The 20,444-nt window shown below is 72.8% G+C and carries 14 protein-coding genes; 6 read left to right on the forward strand and 8 right to left on the reverse strand.

Translation table 11 applies throughout. From position 1 onward, the window contains the following. Positions 1–31 precede the first annotated feature (31 nt). Positions 32–3,517, reverse strand: coding sequence for an AsmA family protein (locus tag ACW9J6_RS28195; protein WP_457119662.1), 3,486 nt, complete (start codon positions 3,515–3,517; stop codon positions 32–34). 216 nt (positions 3,518–3,733) lie between these two features. Between ACW9J6_RS28195 and ACW9J6_RS28200 the strand changes: the two genes are divergently transcribed. The 4 genes from ACW9J6_RS28200 (at position 3,734) to ACW9J6_RS28215 (ending at position 6,998) form a co-directional block, all read left to right on the forward strand. Beyond that, on the forward strand, positions 3,734–5,509 hold the full coding sequence (locus ACW9J6_RS28200) for a carbamoyltransferase family protein (protein ID WP_457119696.1): 1,776 nt from the start codon (positions 3,734–3,736) through the stop codon (positions 5,507–5,509). Positions 5,510–5,900: 391 nt separating this feature from the next. Continuing rightward, on the forward strand, positions 5,901–6,179 hold the full coding sequence (locus ACW9J6_RS28205) for a type II toxin-antitoxin system TacA family antitoxin (RefSeq protein WP_457119663.1): 279 nt from the start codon (positions 5,901–5,903) through the stop codon (positions 6,177–6,179). After that, entirely contained in the window at positions 6,176–6,703 is a 528-nt protein-coding gene (locus ACW9J6_RS28210) for a GNAT family N-acetyltransferase (RefSeq protein WP_457119664.1), read from the forward strand. Before ACW9J6_RS28205 ends, ACW9J6_RS28210 begins: the two co-directional genes overlap by 4 nt. A gap of 40 nt (positions 6,704–6,743) precedes the next feature. Next, complete coding sequence (locus ACW9J6_RS28215; protein ID WP_457119665.1) at positions 6,744–6,998, forward strand: hypothetical protein; 255 nt, start codon at positions 6,744–6,746, stop codon at positions 6,996–6,998. 188 nt (positions 6,999–7,186) lie between these two features. Here the strand turns inward: ACW9J6_RS28215 and ACW9J6_RS28220 are convergent, their stop codons facing one another. Next, a complete protein-coding gene (locus ACW9J6_RS28220) occupies positions 7,187–7,531 on the reverse strand; it encodes a hypothetical protein (RefSeq protein ID WP_457119666.1) in 345 nt (114 codons plus the stop codon). Between the two features lie 540 nt (positions 7,532–8,071). After that, entirely contained in the window at positions 8,072–10,948 is a 2,877-nt protein-coding gene (secA, locus tag ACW9J6_RS28225; protein ID WP_457119667.1) for a preprotein translocase subunit SecA, read from the reverse strand. Between the two features lie 320 nt (positions 10,949–11,268). On the opposite strand from secA, the gene ACW9J6_RS28230 reads away from it, so the two are divergent. Together ACW9J6_RS28230 and ACW9J6_RS28235 are read left to right on the forward strand one after the other, a co-directional pair. Then, the gene (locus ACW9J6_RS28230; protein WP_457119668.1) at positions 11,269–12,498 is read left to right on the forward strand and encodes an ABC transporter substrate-binding protein; all 1,230 of its coding nucleotides are present in this window, start codon (positions 11,269–11,271) and stop codon (positions 12,496–12,498) included. Positions 12,499–12,619: 121 nt separating this feature from the next. Further along, positions 12,620–14,665 (forward strand): right-handed parallel beta-helix repeat-containing protein, encoded by a 2,046-nt coding sequence (locus ACW9J6_RS28235; protein WP_457119669.1) that lies wholly within the window; start codon positions 12,620–12,622, stop codon positions 14,663–14,665. 286 nt (positions 14,666–14,951) lie between these two features. Here the strand turns inward: ACW9J6_RS28235 and ACW9J6_RS28240 are convergent, their stop codons facing one another. The 5 genes from ACW9J6_RS28240 to ACW9J6_RS28260 form a co-directional block, all read right to left on the reverse strand. Next, positions 14,952–15,833 (reverse strand): 3-hydroxybutyryl-CoA dehydrogenase, encoded by an 882-nt coding sequence (locus tag ACW9J6_RS28240; protein ID WP_457119670.1) that lies wholly within the window; start codon positions 15,831–15,833, stop codon positions 14,952–14,954. Between the two features lie 178 nt (positions 15,834–16,011). Further along, positions 16,012–16,962, reverse strand: a complete 951-nt coding sequence (locus tag ACW9J6_RS28245) for an electron transfer flavoprotein subunit alpha/FixB family protein (RefSeq protein WP_457119671.1) — start codon at positions 16,960–16,962, stop codon at positions 16,012–16,014. Positions 16,963–16,991: 29 nt separating this feature from the next. Beyond that, a complete protein-coding gene (locus ACW9J6_RS28250) occupies positions 16,992–17,741 on the reverse strand; it encodes an electron transfer flavoprotein subunit beta/FixA family protein (RefSeq protein ID WP_457119672.1) in 750 nt (249 codons plus the stop codon). Positions 17,742–17,941: 200 nt separating this feature from the next. Continuing rightward, positions 17,942–18,517 (reverse strand): cob(I)yrinic acid a,c-diamide adenosyltransferase, encoded by a 576-nt coding sequence (locus ACW9J6_RS28255; RefSeq protein ID WP_457119673.1) that lies wholly within the window; start codon positions 18,515–18,517, stop codon positions 17,942–17,944. Between the two features lie 102 nt (positions 18,518–18,619). Continuing rightward, a complete protein-coding gene (locus ACW9J6_RS28260; RefSeq protein ID WP_457119674.1) occupies positions 18,620–20,377 on the reverse strand; it encodes a PAS domain-containing protein in 1,758 nt (585 codons plus the stop codon). Positions 20,378–20,444: the final 67 nt, after the last annotated feature.

The raw sequence follows: 20,444 nt of genomic DNA on the forward strand, positions 1-20,444 counted from the left end.
GGCCGGCGCATCCGGAATCCCGCGGCGCGCCTCAGTTGTTCTGCTCCGCCGGCGCGGCGTCCTGGGCCCTGGCGGCGTCCTCGGCCCGGCGGCGCGCCTCCTCGGCGGCCCGTGCCGCGGCGGCCCGCTCGGTCGCCTTCGCCTCCTCCGCCTGACGGCGCGCCCACTCCGCCTCCGCGGCCGCGCGGGCGCGGTCCAGCTCCAGGCGGCTGCGGCGGCGGGCCATCTCGTTGCGGTCCGCGTCCACCGTGTCGATCTTGTCGAGTTCGCGCTGCAGCACCACCGCGGCGAGCGCCGTGGTCAGGGGGGTCGCGTCGATCTCCCGGGCGGGCTTGGCGAGGGGGCCGGTCAGCGCCAGCGCGAGGCTCGGCGGCGGCGCCGTCCAGGCCCGCGGCACCTGCTCCAACGTGAGGGTGCCGCGCGCGTCGAGCCGCAGCGCCCGCAGGTCGACCTGCGCGAGGCCGCTCCAGCGCGAGGGTCCGGGGTCGAGGGTGAGGCTGCCGCTGCGCAGGACCCCACCGACGAGCGCGGCCGGGACCCGCAGCGGGCCGGCGAGCGTCAGCGCGCCCCGCCCCAGCTCCTCCGACACCACCTGCTCGACCCGGCCCGAGCGCAGGGGGTCGTCCTCGGCGAGGAGGCGGGTCAGCGCGCGGTCCGGGCCGGCGGGGTCGAGGGCGCGGACCGTCAGGTCGGCGAGGCCGATCTCGCCGCTCCCGGCGAGGTTGCCGACGAGCGCCGCCAGCGACGCTCCCGCCGCCCCGAAGCGCAGCGCGCCGGTGAGGCGCCCGCCCACGACCTCGCCGCCCGTGAGCGCCGGGATCACGAGGTCGGCGAAGGACGCCTCGCCCGAGACGGTGGCCTGGTCGCCCTGCCGGGCCAGGGTGACGCGCCCGGCGAGCCGCCCGCCCGCCACGGCGCCCTCGTAGAGGTTCAGGGACAGGCCGTCCGGCCCGAGGCCCAGATCGAGCTGCGCCGCCTCGGCGACGAGCCCGCGGCCGAGATCGAGGTGCCGCACGGTGAGGCCGAGACTGCCCCGCACCGGCAGGGCCGGAACCGGGCCGAACCGCGTCGCCGGCCAGGCCTCCGTTCCGCCGCCGGGCAGGTTCAGCACCAGGGCCGAGGCGGCCCAGGGCAGGGAGAGCCGGTCGAGCTGCGCGGTTCCCGCGAGGCTGCCGTCCGGCGCTCGCAGGAGCGTCGCCGTCACGGGCGCGCCGAGCACGCTCCCGGCCAGGGCGATCCGCGGCCGGTCGCCCTGGCGGCCGAGGCCGAGGGTGAGCCGGGCCGGCACCGGCCCGGAAGGGGCCGCGTTGCGCCCGAGGATCCCGGCGAGGGGCCGCAGGTCGGGGCTGTCGAGCGTGACCTCCCCGTCCCGGGGCAGGGCCGGGCCGTCGAGGGCGAGCGGGCGCGCGGTCGCGATCGTCGCCCCCGCGAGGTCGCCCGCCACGGTCACGGCGAGGGGCGCGTCCGGCGCCGCGTCCCGGCGCCCGCTCACGCGCAGGGAGGCCGGCATGGCGAGGGCGGGGTCGTCCGGACGGCCGAGCCAGGTGCCGGAGCGGAGCCGGTCGAGGCGCGCCTCGATGCTCTCGACCCGGTGGGCACCGGTGACGAGGGAGAGGCCGAGTCGCCCGCCCCCCGCCTCGCCCCGGGCGTGGCTGCGCAGCCGTCCGGATTCGCCCGTGCCGGACTCGCGCTCCAGCGTCACGTCGAGGGAGAGCGGCCCGTCCCGCAGGAAGCCCGGCACCAGCTCCGCCTCGGCCAGGACATTGCGCTGCAACAGGTCGAGGAGCGGTGCCGCCACCGGTGCCGCCACGTGCCCGGCGATGCGCCCCGAGCCGTCGGCGGCGATGCGCCCGGACAGGCTGGCCTCGGCCCCGGCGAGGCCCTTCACCTCCAGGCTGTCGAGCCGGAGCGCCGCGCCCTCGGATTGCAGGCTCGCGGCGATCGCGCCGGTGCGCGGCCCGGTCGGGCCGTAGCGCAAGTCGCGGGCCTGCAGGGTCAGGCCGAGGTCGTGCGCGTGGAGCGAGTCGAACAGGCCGCGCAGGGGCGGCAGTTCGGCGAGGTCGAGGCCGTCCGCCACGATCTGCGCGTCGAGGCGCGGCCGCGCCCCGGCCTCCTCGGCCGGGCTGTAGCGGGCGCTCCCGCTGAGATGGGCCTGGCCGAGCGCCACCCGGGCGTTGCGCAGGGACAGGACCGGCAGGGCGGCGGTGACGTCGGCGGCGGCCTCGAAGGGGCGGCCGTCGAGGAGGCGCAGCAGCGGGCTGCCGAGGCCGGCCTGGTCGAGGAGCCGGGCGAGTCGGTCCGAGGCCGGCGCCGCGACGGTGAGCCGGCCCGCGAAGCTCCCGGGGCCCGAGAGGTCGCCGTCGAGGGAGAGGCGGGTGCCGCCGGGGGCGGTCGCCTCGAAGCGGGTGAGCGACAGGGCGCCGGAGGGGCGCAGCAGCGCCGCGGCGGTGATGTCCGACCACTCGCCCAGCGCGACCGCGGCGCTGTCCACCACGAGGTCGAGCGCGACGGTCCCGGGGAGCGGCGGGCCGAACCCGTCGAAGCCGCGAGAGAGGAGCGCCTGACCGTTCGGCGAGGCCAGGAAGGCGTCGAGGTCGAGGCGGCGCGCCTCGAGGGAGAGGGAGGCCTTGAGGTTCGGCAGGTCGAGGCTGCCGCGCCCGGTGAGCCGCAGCGGCGCCCCGCCTCCGGCGATCTCGAGCGCGAGCCCGTCGAGGGCCGCGACCCGGCCCTTGGCCTTGAAGGCGCCCTGGAGGGCGAAGGGCAGGAGCGGGCCGGCGGCCTGCGCGGGCGGGCCGACCACGAGCCGCAGGGTGCCGGTCGCCTCGGGGGCGAGGCCCCGCACGGCATCGCCCGCGAGGCCGATGCGGGCATCGACCTCGATCCGCGGGACGGTGTCGCCCCCCGCCGTGACCTTGACCGGGACCGTCCCCTCGGGGGTCGGCTCGCCGGTGACGAGGCGGAACGGGATGCCGCTCGCCTGGCCCTCGATCCGCCAGGGGCCGGCGAGGCGGGGGCTCGCCAGCCGCACGCCCTCGGCGTGGAACTGGTCGGTCCGCCCCGTGGCGGGCACCCGCGTCGTGACGAAGAGCTGGGTGATCCGCAGGTCCTCGACCGCGAGGTCGCGCCCGGCGAGCGCCGCGCCGAGATCCGGGGGCACGACCACGGCGCCGCCCTCGGTCACCGGCACCGTGACCTCGGCGCGGCCGATCCGCGTCTCGGTGAAGCGGATCTCGCCCGAGAGGAGCGGGGTGAGCGCCACCTCGGCCTTGACGAAGCGGGCGTCGAGGCCCGGCCGGCCGGGCGCACCGAGGACGAGGTGGTCGATGCGCAGGCGCGGGGAGGGCAGGAGGCGGATCTCCAGCCGGCCGTCGCTGCGGGCCGGCAGGCCGAGGGAGCGGCTCACCGCCGCGTCGACCGACTCCCGCTGCCCCTCCCAGTTCACGAAGGGCGGCACCGCCACGGCCGCGGCCAGGACGAGGATCACGAGCCCCGCCAGGACGGTCAGGATGTCGCGCACGAGAACCCCTTCGCCTCCCGGCCGGGCCGCTCCGGCCGGCCATAGCCGCCTGTCCGGCCTAGCATATCGGGGTCCGGGCCGCGGCCCAATCCGCACCCTGCCGCAGCGGGTTGCCCCTCGCGGCGGTCCGGCGATGCCGGAATGCCACGGCCTGACAGGGCGGCGGCGGCCTGTTAAGCGCGCCGGATGCCCCGCGCGGAGACCCGGCCCTTCCCGATGCGCTACTATCTCGGCCTCGCCACCACCTTCCACGATCCGGCCCTGGCGCTGATCGGGCCGGACGGCCGGATCCTGTTCGCGGAGGCGACCGAGCGCTACCTCCAGTACAAGCGCGCCCCGAACTGCGAGCCGGATTCGGCGCCCCGCATGGCCGGGCTCCTCGGGCGATACCTCCCGAAGGGCGCGGAGCTCGTCGTCGCGACGAGCTGGGGGTCGGACTTCACGCAGTTCCTGGCCCAGTCGGCGGCGTCGGGGGCGTTCGGGCTCGACGCGCTGGCGGCCCACGCGCCGGACCTCAACCGCTCCCTGGTGCCCGAGCGGGCCGAGCGCACCTTCATCGCGGAACTCGGCATCGCGCAGGCGCGGGCCGGCTACGGCACGCTGCTCGGCCTCGACCGGGCGCATGGCGGCGCGAGCCGGATCGCGGGGTTGCGGCGCTACCCGCACCACCTCGCGCACGCGGCCTACGGGCTGTGGGGCAGCCCGTTCCGGGACGCCACCGGCCTCGTCGTCGACGGCATGGGCGAGACCGGCGCCTCGGCGATCTACCGCATGGAGGCCGGGCGCATCCGGGAGGTCAAGCGCCACCGGGGGCGGGAATCGGTCGGGTTCTTCTTCGGCCTCGTCACCGACCTCGCCGGCTTCGACCAGGCGGCGGGCGAGGAGTGGAAGATCATGGGGCTCGCCCCCTACGGCCGCCCCGATCCCGCGCTGATGGACCTGCTGCGCCGCCTGTACCGGATCGAGGGCGGGCGCCTGCGCTTCCCCGATGCCGACACCGTGCGGGCGACCGTGGCGGAGATCCTGGCGCGCCGGCCGGCCGAGGCCCGGGAGGTCGGCTGGGCGGACCTCGCCCGCTGCGGCCAGGACGCCTTCGCGGAGATGATGGACGCGCTGGTGGCCCAGGCCGAGGCCCTGGCGCCGGGCGAGAACCTCGTGATCACCGGGGGCTGCGCCCTCAACTCCTCGTACAACGGGCGGGTGCTCGGCCGCAGCGGCTTCACTGCCCTCCACGTGCCCTCGGCGCCCGCCGACGACGGCAACGCGGTCGGCGCTGCCTGGCTCGCCTTCGCGGAGGACCACCCGGACTGGACCGGGCCGCAGGAGGGGAGGCAGGAGGGGAGGGCGCTGACGCCCTATCTCGGCTCGACCGTCTCGACGGAGCCGCTGGAGCGGATGGCGGGCTCCGAGCCGCGCCTGCGCCGCCTCGGCCACGCGGGCGTGACGCGCGCGGCCGCCGCGATCCTGGCGGCGGGCGGCCTCGTCGGCTGGGTGCAGGGCCGGGCCGAGTTCGGCCCGCGGGCGCTCGGCAACCGCTCGATCCTGGCCGATCCGCGCCCGGCCGACGCCAAGGCCATTCTCAACGCCAAGGTGAAGTACCGCGAGGCGTTCCGGCCCTTCGCGCCCTCGATCCTGGCCGAGGCCGGCCCCGACTGGTTCGAGGATTACCAGGACAGCCCCTACATGGAACGCACCCTGGTCTGGCGCGAGGCTATGCGCGACCGGGTGCCGGCGGTGGTGCATGAGGACGGCACCGGCCGGCTGCAGAGCGTGACGGCGGAGCGCAACCCGGCCTACGCGGCCCTGATCGACGCCTTCGCGGCGCTGACCGGCGTGCCGATCCTGCTCAACACCAGCTTCAACGTGATGGGCAAGCCGATCCTCCACACGGCGGAGGACGCGATCCTGATGTTCTACACGACCGGGCTCGACGCGCTGGTGGTGGAGGATTGGCTGCTGGTGAAGGACCCGGCGGCGCTGTCGGCGGCGTGAGGCGCCGGCCCGCGGTAGCGGAGGGCGGATCAGTTCGGCATCGGCACAGCGGACCCTGGCAGATGAAACCCTGAGGCGCCCGCTTCTGTTCAGGCTCCCCTTTTCCGGACGACTGAAGCGTCGGCGGAAGGAGATTTGGAATCCAGCGTAAGAACAGGCCGTGTCTGCTTGAGCGAGGAGCAAATCCGCCTTTCCGAAGAAATCGAGCGGATTTGGGATGATGCGGCTCGACCGTGCGGCAGGAGACGGCGAGTACGCTGCGCCGCCCGGGGCCTCCGCACGCGCCGCCGGCATCCTGCTGACACGAGCGGACGGACCGGCGGGTCCGCGACCTTGCCGATGAGGTGCGGTCGACGTACGCTTTCAAGAAGTACGAAGAGGAGCCGTCGGCATGCCCCGGACTGCCGTGGATGACAGCAAGCGCATGAACCTGCGCGTCTCACCGGAGGTGAAGGCCAAGCTCGTCCGCGCCGCAGCCTTGCGCGAGACCGACCTGACCACCTTCATCACCCAGATCGCGCTTCGTGAGGCCGAGGCGGTGATCCAAGAGGATGAAATCCTGCGATTGACGGAGCGTGATCGCGCGCGCGTCCTCGACCTGATCGAGAACCCGCCCAAGCCCAACGCGAAGCTGCGGGCCGCGATCGCGGCGCTGCCCGACGCGCTATGACCTTGCCCGCTTGGCGGGAAGAGGCCGTCGCGACGTCGCATCATCGTCGGGCCTTCGACTGCGGCGATGTGGCGATGAACGACTTCCTCCAGCGCTACGCCCGCCAGAGCCACGAGCAGAACGCGTCGAAGACCTTCTGCGCGATCGATGTCGAAGCCCCCAACCGCGTGCTCGGCTTCTCCACCATCACCCCGTCTGCAGTGGCGCATGGCGCGGTCCCGGCCGCGATGATGCGGGGCCTCGCGCGGCACGAGGTGCCCGCCTTCAAGCTGGCCCGGATCGCCACCGACCGCTCCGTCGCGGGCCGTGGTCTGGGCGGTCAGCTCCTGGCAGCCGCGGCGCTTCGATGCCTTCGCGTCGCGAAGGAGGCCGGCGGCGTGCTGCTCGTCATCGACGCCAAGGGAGAACGCGCGGCACGGTGGTACGCAAGCTATGGTGCGGAGCCGCTGCAGGACAGACCGCTGACGCTGGTGATGCCGCTCGCCACCTTCGCGGGCGGCCTGCAGGCTCGAGGCCTGCTGTAGCTCTTCGAGATCGTGGCCGGTGCCCGAAGGAGGGGGATCGATGCGAGATCAAGGCCGTGGTGGAGAATCGCCCCTGGACGCCGCGTGCGCTGCGGCGGCCGGCAAGGTTCCGCGAGAGGTCATCGAGGCGTCGTTCGGCATCATCCTGGAAGGCGACTGGCTCAAGGGGCCGTTGCGCGCCCGTGTCGAGGCGCTCGCCGCACAATACGGCACGACGTTCGACCTCCTCATCCCATGGGTGAGGCACGTGATCTCGGAGCGCAATCGAACCATCGATATCGATGACTATTTGTAGATGGGCATCGCACGAGAGAGCGGCTTCCCTCGACGCCGTTGTCGGCGCGGCACGACAATAGAGATGACGCGAAGATCAGAAGCGGCATTCTCGCGCAGCGCGATCGATTCCGCTCTCGACGGGAGGCGCCAGAACGACGAAGGGCGCCGTCTCCGGCGCCCTGGTCCCGTTTCGCGATGAGCTGCAGCTTACTCGCAGACCTCGACGCGACGATAGGTGAAGGACTCGTCGTCGAGCCACACCTTGCGGCGCTCGAAGTGGCAGACCGGACCGCGGCGACGGACCACGACGGTCTCGGTGGGCTCCTCGACGTAGACGCGGCGCGGCGGGGGCGCCACGTAGACCGGGGGCGGCGGGGCGGCCTGAGCGCCGTTGATGATGGCGCCGGCGGCGACGCCGCCGAGCACGCCCGCCGCGGCGCCGCCGAGGATCGCGGCGCCCACATTGTCGCGAGCCGAGGCGGCCTGGGGGGCCGCCGCGAGGGTCACGGCGGCGAGCGCCGCACAGAGGCCGAGGGAAGACAGGGCGCGCACGCTGGATCTCCGGAAGAAGTCGGGCTGAGGATGGCGGCGAGTGCTTAAGGAACCGCCAAGGACAATCGGACGTGAACGAAGGAAGCGTGTCCTTCGCGACGATGATCCGGAGCCTGGGGGCGGTTTGCGGCAATTTCCGGGTGCCGGACCCGGGGGAACGATGCGGGCCGGCGGGTGTGGTGCGGGTGCATCAGGGGCGGATGGGGGCGGCCTCTCGAGAGCAGGCCGCATCGGCTCGGCGGCTGTGGAACCCGCACCGATCCTCATGCTGAGGTGCTGGCGAAGCCAGCCTCGAAGCACCCCGGACCGTTTGCCCAAGGCAATGGCGCCTCGGAACTGCTGTTCAGGCGTGCTTCGAGGCCGCCTGCGGCGGCACCTCAGCATGAGGATCGAATGTTGGTGCCATCGATGGGACCTGATGACGCCGGTTCATCGCGTTGAATTCCGGAGACCATCGCCTCGCCAGTGACGAGCGGCCCTCTACGGAAACGGCCCGGCCGCTGTCGCGGCCGGGCCGTTTCATCGTCGAACCCCTCTGCCTCACGCCTCGCCGCTGAACCGCCCGTGGCAATGCTTGAACTTCTTGCCCGAGCCGCAGGGGCAGGGCTCGTTGCGCCCGACCCGGCCCCAGGTGGCGGTGTCGGTCGGGTCGCGCTCCAGCACCGCCCCGTCCGCCGCCAGCCCCTGCGCCGCGTAGCCGTAGGCGCCGCCCGCGCCACCGAAGCTGCCGCTGCCCTCGGGCAGGGCGAACTCGTTCTCGCCCGTCGCCGGGTCGAGGTGCTGGGCGAACATCGGCGGCAAGCTCGGCGCCTCGGGCTCCTGCGCCATCACCTCGATGCGCATCAGGTGCCCGGTCACCTGCTCGCGCAGGGAGCCGATCAGGCCGTTGAACAGCTCGAAGGCCTCGGACTTGTACTCGTTCAGCGGGTCGCGCTGCGCGATGCCGCGCCAGCCGATCACCTGCCGCAGGTGATCCAGGGTGACGAGGTGCTCGCGCCAGAGATGGTCGAGGCTCTGGAGCAGCACCTGCTTCTCCACGTAGGCCATCAGCTCGGCGCCGTTGCGCTCCACGCGCTCCGCATAGGCCTCGTCGGCCGCCTTGCGCAGGCGCTCGCGGATCTCCTCGTCGGCGATCCCTTCCTCCTTGGCCCAGTCCTCGACGGGCAGGTCGAGGTTGAGCTGGGCCTGGACGCTCTCGCGCAGGCCCGCCACGTCCCACTGCTCCGGATAGGCGTTCTCCGGGATGTGCTGCGCCACCACGTCGTCCACCACCCCGTGGCGCATCTCGTCGACGGTCTCGCGCACGCTCTCCTGGGCCATGAACTCCCGGCGCTGCTCGAACACGACCTTGCGCTGGTCGTTCATCACGTTGTCGTACTTGAGCACGTTCTTGCGCATGTCGAAGTTGCGGGCCTCGACCTTCTGCTGCGCCTTGGCGATCGCCTTGTTGATCCAGGGGTGGATGATCGCCTCGCCCTGCTCCAGGCCGAGCTTCTGCAGCATGCCGTCCATGCGGTCGGACCCGAAGATCCGCATCAGGTCGTCCTGCAGCGACAGGTAGAACTTGGAGCGGCCGGGATCGCCCTGGCGGCCGGAGCGGCCGCGCAGCTGGTTGTCGATGCGCCGGCTCTCGTTGCGCTCGGTGCCGACGATGTAGAGGCCGCCGGGGAGCGCGCTCTTGCGGCCCGCCTCCGGATCCGCCGGCTCGCCGGATCCCAGCACGCGGGTGCGGTTCTCGTCGATCTCGCGCTTGATGGCGGCGATGCGCGCCTCGCGCTCGGGGCCCTCCGGCACCTCGGCGAGTTCCTGGGCCACCCGCATCTCGACGTTGCCGCCGAGCTTGATGTCGGTGCCGCGCCCGGCCATGTTCGTCGCGATGGTGATCGCGCCGGGCACGCCCGCCTGCGCCACGATGTAGGCTTCCTGCTCGTGGAAGCGGGCGTTCAGCACCGCGAACTTCTTGGTCACCCGGCCCTCGCGGGCGGCCGCGTAGACCTCGTTCATGGCCGAGGCGTTGCTGTAGTCGAGCGGCACGTAGCCGTGCTTCACCAGGAGCCCGGCGATGTGCTCCGAGCGCTCGATCGAGCCGGTGCCGACCAGCACCGGCTGGTGGCGCGCATGGGCCTTGTCGATCTCCGCGATGATCGCCGCGTACTTCTCCTCGGCGGTGCGGTAGACCTCGTCGTCCTCGTCGACGCGCTCGACCGGCTTGTTGGTCGGGATCTCGACCACCGAGAGGTTGTAGATCTCCTGGAACTCGTCGGCTTCGGTCGAGGCCGTGCCGGTCATGCCGGCGAGCTTCTTGTAGAGCCGGAAGTAGTTCTGGAAGGTGATCGAGGCCAGCGTCTGGTTCTCGGGCTGGATCGTGACCCGCTCCTTGGCCTCGAGCGCCTGGTGCAGGCCCTCCGAGTAGCGCCGGCCCGGCATCATGCGGCCCGTGAACTCGTCGATGATCACCACCTCGTCGTTGCGGACGATGTAGTCCTTGTCGCGCGTGAACAGGGTGTGGGCGCGCAGGGCCTGGTTCACGTGGTGGACGAGCGTGATGTTGTGGGCGTCGTAGAGGTCGCCCTCCTTCAGCACGCCGGCCTCGCGCAGCAGTTCCTCGATGTGCTCGTTGCCGCTCTCGGTGAGCGACACGGTGCGCTGCTTCTCGTCGAGGTCGTAATCCTCCCGCGCGAGCCGCGGCAGCAGCGCGTCGATCGAGACGTAGAGGTCGGAGCGGTCGTCGATCGGCCCCGAGATGATCAGCGGCGTGCGCGCCTCGTCCACCAGGATCGAGTCGACCTCGTCCACGATCGCGAAGGCGTGGCCGCGCTGGACCATCTGGCCCAGCTCGTACTTCATGTTGTCGCGCAGGTAGTCGAAGCCGTACTCGTTGTTCGTGCCGTAGGTGATGTCGCAGGCATAGGCCGCCTTGCGCTCGGCGTCGTCGAGCCCGTGCACGATGATGCCGGTGGAGAGCCCGAGGAAGCCGTAGACCCGGCCCATCCACTCGGCGTCGCGGCGGGCGAGGTAGTCGTTCACCGTGACCACGTGGACGCCCTTGCCGGCGAGCGCGTTGAGGTAGGTGGCGAGGGTCGCCACCAGCGTCTTGCCCTCGCCGGTCTTCATCTCGGCGATGCCGCCCTCGTGCAGCACGATGCCGCCGATCAGCTGCACGTCGAAGTGGCGCTGCCCGAGCACGCGTTTGGCCGCCTCGCGCACGGTGGCGAAGGCCGGGACCAGGATGTCGTCGAGGGACTTGCCGGCGGCGAGTTCCGCCTTCAGCGCGTCGGTGCGGGCGCGCAGGGCCTCGTCGCTGAGGGCCTCCATCTCGGGTTCGAGGGCGTTGATGGCCGCGACACGGGGCCGGTAGCCCTTCACCCGACGGTCGTTGGACGACCCGAAAATCTTCTTGGCGATGGCACCGAGCATCGTGGACCTGCGATCGATCGAAACGTCTGACGCGAGCGTGATGGCGCGCCTTATAGAGCCATATAGGCATCCGCGCACCAGAAAGGGACCGGGCCGCACGGGGAGGGTTGCGCCTGCTGCGAAAGGCTGAGGCGGGCAAGCGCGGCGGGACGCTTGATTCGGCGCCGCGGGAGCCCTCTAAGTGTCTCTCACGAAACTCCCGATCACCGTCGTCGCTCGCCGTGGCGCCTCCAGCGCGGCGGGAGTTTTGTGAGGTGCACTGACGTGCAGCACGATCAAGAAGGTGGGCCGTCCGTGCCGCCGATCGGGAGAGGGACACCATGAGGACATCGACCCGGGCGCTGACGCGCTCCACCGCCCTCGCGCTGGCGCTCGCCGTCGCCGCGCCGGGCGCCTTCGCGCAGCAGAAGGGCGCCTCGGACGGCGTCGTGAAGATCGGCATCCTCAACGACCAGTCGGGCGTCTACGCCGATTTCGGCGGCCGCGGCTCGGTCGAGGCGGCCAAGATGGCGGTGGAGGATTTCGGCGGCAAGGTGCTGGGCGTGCCGGTCGAGATCGTCGACGCCGACCACCAGAACAAGCCCGACGTCGCCTCCAACATCGCCCGCCAGTGGTACGACACCGACAAGGTCGACGCGATCATGGAGCTGACGACCTCCTCGGTCGCGCTCGCCGTGCAGGGCCTGTCCCGCGAGAAGAAGAAGATCACCATCGTGGACGGGGCCGCGACCACGGACCTCACCGGCAAGCAGTGCACGCCCTACGGCTTCCACTGGGCCTACGACACCCACGCGCTGGCGGTGGGCACCGGCGGCTCGCTGGTCGAGGCCGGCGGCGACACCTGGTTCTTCCTCACCGCCGACTATGCCTTCGGCACGGCGCTGCAGGCCGACACGACCAAGTACGTCGAGGCCAAGGGGGGCAAGGTGCTGGGCGCCGTGCGTCACCCCCTGAGCGCCCAGGATTTCTCCTCCTTCCTGATCCAGGCCCAGGCCTCGGGCGCCAAGATCGTCGGGCTCGCCAATGCCGGCCTCGACACCTCGAACTCGATCAAGCAGGCGGCGGAGTTCGGCATCGTCTCGGGCGGGCAGCGGCTGGCGGCCCTGCTCTTCACCCTGGCGGAGGTGCACGGGCTCGGTCTCAAGGTCGCCCAGGGCATCGTGCTCACCGAGGGCTATTACTGGGACCTCGACGATCAGGCCCGCGGCTTCGCCAAGCGCTACATGGCCCGGTTCGGGCGGATGCCGAGCATGATCCAGGCCGGCACCTACTCGTCGGTGCTGCACTACCTCAAGGCCGTGAAGGCGGCCGGCACCGACGAGACCGAGGCGGTGGCCCGCACGATGCGCGAACTGCCCGTCGACGACTTCTTCGGGCGCGGCGGCAAGGTCCAGGCGAACGGCCGCATGGTCCACGACATGTACCTGTTCCAGGTCAAGACGCCGGCCGAGTCGAAGGGCCCGTGGGACTACTACAAGCACCTCGCCACCATCCCGGGCGACAAGGCCTTCCTGTCGGCCAAGGACAGCGGCTGCCCGCTCACGCAGTGAGCGCGGCCCCCTGGCGGCGGGGCGTGCCCATGGTCGCCGCCGAACAGGGAGCGGTCCGCCCCGCTTGCCCCGGGGCGCCGGATCGGCTCCTTCGCATCGCGACGCGGAGGATCGGTCCGGGATGACGACGGCGACCAGGCGGGCGGTCCTGCGGGGCGGCCTCGCCGCGACCGGATGCGCCGCGGCGGGGACGGGCCCCCTCGCCGCGGCGCCCCGCCGCCTGCACGTCGCGCCGAGCGGGGACGACCGCAACGACGGCGCGCCGGAGCGGCCCCTGCGCAGCCTGGGGGCCGCGCGCCGGCTCGCCCGGCAGCAGGGCCCGGCCGAGGTGGTGATCGCGGACGGGGTCTACGCCGAGACGCTGGCGCTCGGGCCGGAGGATTCCGGCTGCACCTACCGGGCGGCGCCGGGCGCCCGGCCCGCCCTCACGGCGGCCCGGCGGATCGCCGCCGAGGCGTTCCGCCCGGTGACGGATCCCGCCGCCCTGGCGCGGCTGCAGCCGCAATACCGGGAGCGGATCGTCGCTCTCGACCTGCGGGCGCAGGGCCTGCGCCGGACCGGCCCCTACCCGGACCTCTTCACCGGTCATGGCGGCCTCCTCGAACTCTACCTCGACGGGAAACGGGCGCCCCTCGCCCGCTACCCGAAGCGCGGCAGCATGACCGTCCGCACCGTGCTGGCGACCGGCGAGGCGGGCGGGCCGGGCCGCTTCGCCTACCGCGATCCCCGCCCGGCCCGCTGGATCGGGGCGCTGGCGCCCGGCCTCTGGCTGCGCGGCACCTGGAGCGTCCCCTGGCGCGGCGAGGCCGTGCGGGTGGCGGCGATCGATCCCGCTGCGCGCACCATCACCCTCGCCGCCCCGGTGCCCGGGGGCATCGGCAGCGCCCAGGCCCGGCCGGCCGGCAGCGGGCGCGAGCCCTTCCACGCCTTCAACCTCCTGGAGGAGCTGGACCAGCCGGGCGAGTGGTGCGTCGATGTCGACAGCCGCACCCTCTACCTCTACCCGCCCCGGCCGCTGGCGGACCTCGACATCCGGATCGCGGACGAGACCGGCCCGGTGCTCGCCGTGACCGGCGCGACGGGCGTGACCGTGGCCGGTCTCGCCCTCGGCGAGTCCCTGGGCGACGGCATCCTGGTCGAGGGCGGCTCCGGCAACCGGGTGACGGGCTGCACGGTGGCGAACGTCGCGCGCTACGGCATCCGCCTGAAGGACGGGCGCGACCACGCGGCTTTCGGCAACGATGTCCACGACACCGGGGCGGGGGGAATCTGGCTCGGGGGCGGGGACGAGGCGGCCCGGCCGCGCGTCCCGGCCGGGCACCGCGCGGAGAACAATCACGTCTGGAACGTCGGGATCCTCGACCCGGCGGAGGCGCCGGGGATCAATTGCGGCTTCACCGGCGGGCATACCGGCGGGCACCACGCCGCCGTGGGGATGCGCGTGGCGAACAACCTGATCCACGACGCGCCCCAGGCCGCCATCCTGCACGGCTCCTGGGACTCGGTGATCGAATTCAACGAGATCTTCCGCTGCGGCAGCGTGTTCAACGACACGGGCGGCATCGCCTGCCACGACCTCTCCGCGCGGTCCGGCAACCGGCGGATCCGGTTCAACTTCCTGCACAACCTGCCGATCGGGGACGGCATCGCCTTCGACGGCGACAGCCGCGACGACGTGGTCGAGGGCAACGTCGTGTGGCGGGTGGCGGGGGCGGCGGTCTCCTTCGGGCGCGGGATCTCGGCCGAGAACCCGCTGCTGCTCGCGGTGCTGTCGAACCTCGCGGTCGATTGCGGCACCGGCTACCGGCTCGCGGCCCGCCGCGGCAGCCGGATCGCCGGCAACCTCGCGGTGCGCTGCCGGGTGCCCTTCGACTGGCTCACCGGCCCCGGACCGACCGGGCAGGACCCGCAGGGCGACGTGTCGAGCGGTCCCAACGCCGCCTTCGTCACCAATCCGGGCTTCGCCGACGATGCCCGCCACGACTTCGCCCTGCGGCCGGATTCCGCGCCGGTGCGGCAGACCGGCTACCAGCCGCCGCCGCTCGCCCGGATCGGCCTGATGCGCGACGCGTTCCGCTCCAGCCTGCCCGACCCCGCCGCGCTGCGGCGCTGGAACGACCCGGACCCGGCGCTGCGGGTGACGACCGCAATCAAGGACCGGCCGTGAGGGGCCGCAGGACATTGCCGGCCATGAGGCCGGAAATCGGCAGGTTTCATCCGGACAGACGAGGATGAGCCGTCACATCAGACCACGCTGATGGCAGCCAAACCGGTTCCTCATGCTGAGGTGCCGCCGAAGGCGGCCTCGAAACACCCCTGAACAGGGTGTTCCAGCAGCCTCCGTCTTGGATCAACGGTCCGGGGTGCTTCGAGGCTCGCTTCGCCAGCACCTCAGCCTGAGGAGCGTCGTGCCTTCCCGATCCGTTCAGCCGATGACGCGGCGCCCGCCGCCCTCACCGCGTCGGCACCGGCTCCGGCCCGCGGTAATCGTAGAAGCCGCGCTTCGTCTTGCGGCCGAGCCAGCCGGCCTCGACGTACTTCACCAGCAGCGGGCAGGGCCGGTACTTCGAATCCGCCAGCCCCTCGTAGAGCACCTGCATGATCGACAGGCAGGTGTCGAGGCCGATGAAGTCGGCGAGCTGGAGCGGGCCCATCGGGTGGTTGGCGCCGAGCCGCATCGCCGTGTCGATCGAGTCCACCGAGCCCACGCCCTCGTAGAGCGTGTAGATCGCCTCGTTGATCATCGGCAGCAGGATGCGGTTGACGATGAAGGCCGGGAAATCCTCCGACACCGTCACGGTCTTGCCGAGGCGGCTCACGAAGGCCCGGGCGGATTCGTAGGTCGGGTCCTCGGTGGCGATGCCGCGGATCAGCTCCACGAGCTGCATCACCGGCACCGGGTTCATGAAGTGGATGCCGATGAAGCGCTCCGGCCGGTCCGTCGACGCGGCGAGCCGGGTGATCGAGATCGAGGAGGTGTTGGTCGCCACCATCGTCTCGGGGCGCAGCGACGGGCAGAGCGCCGAGAAGATCGAGCGCTTCACCGCCTCGTCCTCGGTCGCCGCCTCGATCACGAGGTCGCAGGGACCGAAACCCTCGAAGCTGTCGACCGGCTGGATGCGCGCGATCGCGGTGCGGCGGGCATCCTCCGTGATCGTGCCCTTGGCGACCTGGCGCTGCAGGTTGCCGTTCACGGTGGCGAGGCCGTTCTTCAGGCGCTCCGGGTCGCGGTCGTTGAGGCGCACGTCGAGGCCCGACATGGCGCAGACATGCGCGATGCCGCTGCCCATCTGGCCGGCCCCGATGATCCCGACGGTCTTGATCTCGATGCCCATCGCCGCTTCGCCCCGTCCCCGCACCACCAGGAGCCGACCGGCAGCGGGGCCCCTCTCTCGAACGCGTCCACTCTACCACGCCGCACGGGGCCGCGCCGTCTCCCGAAGACGACAGCCGGCCCCGCCCGTTCTCCGCCTCGGTCGGGCGCGCCCGCAGGCCCGCCCGCCGTCCCCGAGACTAGTCCTTCGCCTTGGCGATCGCCTCGCGGAGCTGCGGCACGACCTGGAACAGGTCGCCGACGAGGCCGTAATCCGCCACCTGGAAGATCGGCGCCTCCTCGTCCTTGTTGATCGCCACGATCACCTTGGAATCCTTCATCCCGGCGAGGTGCTGGATCGCCCCGGAGATGCCCACCGCCACGTAGAGGTCCGGCGCCACCACCTTGCCGGTCTGGCCGACCTGCCAGTCGTTGGGCGCGTAGCCCGCATCCACCGCCGCCCGCGAGGCGCCGACCGCCGCGCCGAGCGAATCCGCCAGCGGCTCGATCAGCTCCTTGAACTTCTCCGCCGAGCCGAGCGAGCGCCCGCCCGAGACCACGAACTTCGCCGAGGCCAGTTCCGGACGGTCGGACTTGGCGATCTCCTCGCCCTTGAACGACGATTTCGGCTCCGGCACGGCCGCCGCCGCGGCCGGCTCGATCGGCGCCGCCGCGCCGCCCGCCTCCGCCGCCTTGAAGGCGGCGGTGCGCACGGTGATGACCTTCTTGGCCTCGCTCGCCTGCACCGTCTGGATCGCGTTGCCGGCGTAGATCGGGCGCTCGAAGGTGTCGGGCGCCACCACCTTGATGATGTCCGAGACCTGCGCCACGTCGAGGAGCGCGGCCACGCGGGGCAGCACGTTCTTGCCCTCGGTGGTCGCCGCGGCGATCACCGCGTCGTAGGTCGCGGCGAGTTCCGCCACCAGGGCGGCGGTGGGCTCGGCGAGGAGATGGTCGAAGGCCGCGTCCTCGGCCAGCAGCACCTTCTCGACGCCGTCGAGGGCGGCGGCGGCCTCGGCGGCTTGCCGGCTGCCCGCGCCGACGACGAGCGCGTGGACGGGGGCGCCGAGTTGCTTGGCGGCGGTGAGCGCCTTCAGGGACGCGTCCTTGAGCTTGCCCTCGGCATGCTCGACCAGGAGGAGGGTGGCCATGGGGGAATGTCCTCTTCTCGGGAGGCGCGTCAGAGGACGCCGGCCTCGACCTTCAGCTTGGAGACCAGTTCGGCCGCCGAGGCGACCTTGACGCCCGCCTGCCGCCCGCCCGGCTCGACGGTCTTGAGCACCTTGAGGCGGGGCGCCACGTCGACGCCGAGCGCCTCGGGCTCGACCGTGTCGAGGGGCTTCTTCTTGGCCTTCATGATGTTGGGCAGGGACGCGTAGCGCGGCTCGTTGAGGCGCAGGTCCGTGGTGATGATCGCGGGCAGCTGCAGGCTCAGCGTCTGGAGGCCGCCGTCGATCTCGCGGGTGACCTCGACCGCGCCCTCGCCGACCTCGAGCCGGAACGCGAAGGTGCCCTGCGGCCAGCCCAGCAGCGCCGCGAGCATCTGGCCGGTCTGGTTGGAATCGTCGTCGATCGCCTGCTTGCCCAGGATGACGAGGCTCGGCCCCTCCTTGTCGACCAGCGCCTTCAGGAGCTTGGCGACGGCGAGCGGCTCGACGGCGGCGTCGGTCTTGACCAGGATGCCGCGGTCGGCCCCCATGGCGAGCGCCGTGCGGATGGTCTCCTGGGCCTGCTGCGGGCCGATCGAGACGGCGACGATCTCGGTGACCTTGCCCTTCTCCTTGAGGCGGATCGCCTCCTCGACGGCGATCTCGTCGAAGGGGTTCATCGACATCTTGACGTTGGCGAGCTCGACGCCCGAGCCGTCCGGCTTCACCCGGATCTTGACGTTGTAATCGACGACCCGCTTCACGGGCACCAGGACCTTCATGACCGTCGTTTCCTTCCGGGCCGGAACGGGCGTGCGGCTCTGCGCCATCTCCGCGCGGATCCGCCGACCATCCCTTTGGGGAGCAAGGTGCCGGACCGTAGCGGCCGATTTTCCGAAATGTCAACGCGCCCCGAAGAGGGGGTGCGCCCCTCCCGCCACGGCAGCCGCGCCGCGGTTTCGAAAATCCGGTATGGCCGCGCTCAGGTCCGGTTCTGGCCCGGCACCCAGAGCACGTCCCGGGCGCCGCCCGCATTGGCCACCCGCGAGGCCACGAACAGGAAGTCGGAGAGGCGGTTCAGGTACTGGACCGCCACCGGCGAGACCCGCTCGCCGGGCGTCGCGGCGAGCGCCACCGCCAGCCGCTCGGCCCGGCGGCAGACCGTGCGGGCGAGGTGCAGGGCGGCCGCGGCGGGCGTGCCGCCCGGCAGCACGAAGGAGCGCAGGGGCTGCAGGCCGGCATTGAGCGCGTCGATCTCCCGCTCCACCCGCTCCACCTGCGCGGCGACGAGGCGCAGGGGCTCGTAGGGCAGGGGGGTGTCGCTCTCCGGCGTGGCAAGGTCCGCGCCGAGGTCGAAGAGGTCGTTCTGCGCCCGCGACAGCATCGCGTCGAGGTCGCCCTCCGTGTGCAGCCGGGCGAGGCCGAGGCACGCGTTGGTCTCGTCGACGGTGCCGTAGGTCTCGATGCGCAAATCCGCCTTCGAGCGGCGCTCCCCGCTCGCGAGGGCGGTGGTGCCGGCATCGCCGGTGCGGGTGTAGATGCGGTTGAGGACGACCACGGCGCGACGGACCTCGTGCGGTTTCTCGAGGCCGTTAGGGCCCGCGGACCGGTCTACACGAGGCGGGGGGCGGTTCCAATCGGACGCGGGGAGGGGGCCCGCTCAGCCACCCGCCGGATCGGCCAGCGGCAGGTCGATCGCGCAGTGCAGCCGCGTCTCGCCGAGGTCGTAGCGGGTGCGGGCCTGGAGGGCGTAGGGCAGCGCCCGCTCGATCAGGTGGCGGCCGAAGCCGTCGGGCCGCGGCGGCGCGGACCGCCGGATGTCCTCCTCGATCCAGTCGAGGGCGAGCCGCCGGCCCTCGCCATCCGCCGCGACGCGCCACGTCACCGAGAGGCGGCCGGCCTCGCACGCGAAGGCGCCGTGCTTGCGGGCGTTGGTGGCGAGTTCGTGCAGGGCCAGCGCGAAGGTCTGCACGCTCCCCTTGCGCAGGCGCACCTCCGGCCCGGCGAGCCGGACGCGGTCGCCGAATCCCGCGATGCCGAGCGCGTCGAGTTCGGTGCGGATCAGCATCGGCAGGGTGATCGGCTCCTGGTCGGAGCGGGAGAGCAGGCCCTGCACCCGCGACAGGGCCGAGAGGCGGTCGTTGAACTGCTCCCGGAAGCGCTCGGTCGGGCCCGTCCGGGCCAGGGTCTGCTCGGCGATGCTGCGCACCACCGAGAGCAGGTTGCGGGTGCGGTGCTGCAGTTCCGCGATGAGAAGCTCCTGGCGCTCGGCCCATCCGCGCCGCTCGGTGGTGTCCATGATGACGCCGATCATCCGGACGGGCCGCTCCCCGTCGTAGAAGAAGCGCCCCCGCGCCATGCACCAGCGCACCGTGCCGTCGGGATGGACGAGGCGGAACTCGTGCGCGTAGGGGTGGCGGGCGTCGCGGGCCGCCGCGATGCGGGCGGTCGCCGGCAGCAGGTCCTCGGGATGCACCCGCGCCGCCCAGGCCTCGAAGCTCGGCGTCACCTCGCCGACCGCGTAGCCCTGGATCCGGTAATGCTCGTCGGACCAGTCGACGGCCCCGGTGGCGAGATCCCAGTCCCAGGTCCCGAGGCCGCCGACCTCGACGGCGAGCCGCAGGCGCTCCTCGTTGGCGCGCAACTCCTCCTCGGCGGCCTTCGTGGCGCTGATGTCGACGCAGACGCCGAGCATCTCACGCACCCGGCCGCCCTCGTCCCGGATGGCCGCCACGCTGTTGCGCACCCAGACCGTACGCCCGTCCGGGCGGAGGCAGCGCTCCTCGATGTCGAAGGGCCGGCCCGCCTCGCGCGCGCCCTCGAACAGCGCGCGGTTGCGGGCGCGGTCGTCCGGATGCGTGATGGCGAGCAGCGGCAGGCCGGCGAGCAGGTCCTCCGCCCGGCGCCCGACGATCTGGCAGTAGCGCGGGTTCACGCGGGTGAAGCGGCCCTCCGCGTCCATCACCGCGAAGCCGGCGGCGGATTGGGCGAAGATCGCCGCGTGCTGAGCCTCGCTGTCGCGCAGGGCCCGCTCGACACGCCGGCTCTCCGTCCGGTCGAGGGCGACGCCGACGAGGCGCCGGGGCGCCCTCGCATCCTCGACGCCGCCCCGCATCTCGACCTCGCGCGGAGTGCCGGCCGGGGTGAGGACCCGGTAGATCCCCGAGAACCCGGCGCCCGCCGCGGCAGCGCCCGCCACGGCGTCGGTCAGCAGGCGGCGATCCTCCGGGTGCAGAACCGCCAGGAGGTCGTCGTAGGAGAACGGGAGGTCCTCCGCGCGGCCGAAGATCCGGCGGCAGAGGGCGGAGGTGGCGAGGTGTCCGGCGTCGAGGTCGAGGTCCCAGAGCCCGAGGCCGCCGATCTCGACGGCGCGCGCGAGCCGCGCCGCCTCGTCCGGGCCGCCGCGCCCCTCGTCCATCGCCGCGCTCCGCCCTCGCCGGTCCGGTCGGAGCCTGACGGATCGCGCCCGGCCCCGCCCTGCCGCA

This window comes from Methylobacterium sp. JK268 (genome assembly GCF_054052225.1).

Excerpts from the sequence above, each read along its gene's own strand:
- ACW9J6_RS28250 (WP_457119672.1), bottom strand. The coding sequence starts at position 17,741 with ATGAAGGTCCTGGTGCCCGTGAAGCGGGTCGTCGATTACAACGTCAAG.
- ACW9J6_RS28240 (WP_457119670.1), bottom strand. The coding sequence starts at position 15,833 with ATGGGCATCGAGATCAAGACCGTCGGGATCATCGGGGCCGGCCAGATG.
- ACW9J6_RS28215 (WP_457119665.1), top strand. The coding sequence starts at position 6,744 with ATGCGAGATCAAGGCCGTGGTGGAGAATCGCCCCTGGACGCCGCGTGC.
- ACW9J6_RS28235 (WP_457119669.1), top strand. The coding sequence starts at position 12,620 with ATGACGACGGCGACCAGGCGGGCGGTCCTGCGGGGCGGCCTCGCCGCG.
- ACW9J6_RS28260 (WP_457119674.1), bottom strand. The coding sequence starts at position 20,377 with ATGGACGAGGGGCGCGGCGGCCCGGACGAGGCGGCGCGGCTCGCGCGC.
- ACW9J6_RS28200 (WP_457119696.1), top strand. The coding sequence starts at position 3,734 with ATGCGCTACTATCTCGGCCTCGCCACCACCTTCCACGATCCGGCCCTG.
- ACW9J6_RS28205 (WP_457119663.1), top strand. The coding sequence starts at position 5,901 with ATGCCCCGGACTGCCGTGGATGACAGCAAGCGCATGAACCTGCGCGTC.
- ACW9J6_RS28230 (WP_457119668.1), top strand. The coding sequence starts at position 11,269 with ATGAGGACATCGACCCGGGCGCTGACGCGCTCCACCGCCCTCGCGCTG.
- ACW9J6_RS28210 (WP_457119664.1), top strand. The coding sequence starts at position 6,176 with ATGACCTTGCCCGCTTGGCGGGAAGAGGCCGTCGCGACGTCGCATCAT.
- secA (WP_457119667.1), bottom strand. The coding sequence starts at position 10,948 with ATGCTCGGTGCCATCGCCAAGAAGATTTTCGGGTCGTCCAACGACCGT.
- ACW9J6_RS28245 (WP_457119671.1), bottom strand. The coding sequence starts at position 16,962 with ATGGCCACCCTCCTCCTGGTCGAGCATGCCGAGGGCAAGCTCAAGGAC.